Source organism: Microvirga soli, assembly GCF_016734765.1.
GTDB lineage: Bacteria > Pseudomonadota > Alphaproteobacteria > Rhizobiales > Beijerinckiaceae > Microvirga > Microvirga soli.
Window position 1 is genome coordinate 1 of sequence record NZ_JAERQE010000155.1, and the last position, 924, is coordinate 924.

Here is a 924-nt window from a genome sequence, read left to right on the forward strand (position 1 = left end):
CCAGCATGGGCCAGTCGCTTACCGAGCGCGTTGGTGCCATAGGCCAGCAAGCACACGAGGCGACCATTCACCGTCTGTTCCGGATCCTCAGGCGCACCGGCTATCGCGCCTACGATGACGACGTCACGACGATTGCCTCGGGCGTCGCGTTCTTCGTCGTGCTCGCGGTCTTTCCCGGCATCGCCGCCATCGTGGGACTCTACAGCCTGTTTGCCGGCCCGAGGCTGGCGGACGTCCTTCAGGGAACCCTGCCGAGCGTGCTTCCGGATTACGCGGTCCGGGTCATCTCCCGCCAGATCAGGTACATGGTGACAAGCGGCGCCTCCGACACCGAGCAGCTCGGCGTGGCCTCGGTTGTCGGAGCGGCCACGCTCGTGCTGAGCATCAACCGGGGCACGACCTCGCTGTTTCGCGGCCTGAACACGGTTTATGGCCAGAAGGACAGGCGCAGCCTCCTGAAATTGATCGCGAAGTCGCTTGCCTTCACCATCGGCGGCATCGCCTTTGCGTTTTTCGCCATCGCGGCGGTGGTGCTGTTTCCCGGCCTCCTGCGGGTGGTGGGGCTCGAGGCGACAACGGAGCACATCCTCGATCTGCTCCGCTGGCCTGCCATCCTGGTTGTGGTTGGGCTGGCGCTTTCGGTCGTCTACCGCTTCGGACCGAACCGGGACACCGTGGACTGGCGCTGGATCGCGTTCGGGAGCGCCGCCGCCTCGCTCCTCTGGGTCTGCGCCTCGCTGCTCTTCTCGTGGGCCATGTCGTGGCTCGGCACCCTGGACGAGCTGTACGGGTCAGTCGGTACCATGATCGGGTTCATGCTGTGGATCTGGCTGTCCGTCACGGTCGTGCTGGTCGGGGCCGAGCTCGACGTCAGCGGCATGGAAGTGGAGAAAGACCGCGACTTCCGGCGCTGACAGGTGGCGG

The 924-nt window shown here is 65.7% G+C and carries 1 protein-coding gene; it reads left to right on the forward strand.

The annotated features are described in order from the left end of the window. A partial coding sequence (locus tag JKL45_RS29630; RefSeq protein ID WP_201865351.1) for a YihY/virulence factor BrkB family protein occupies nt 1-914 on the forward strand: 914 nt, incomplete at its 5' end. Between the last annotated feature and the right edge of the window lie 10 nt (nt 915-924).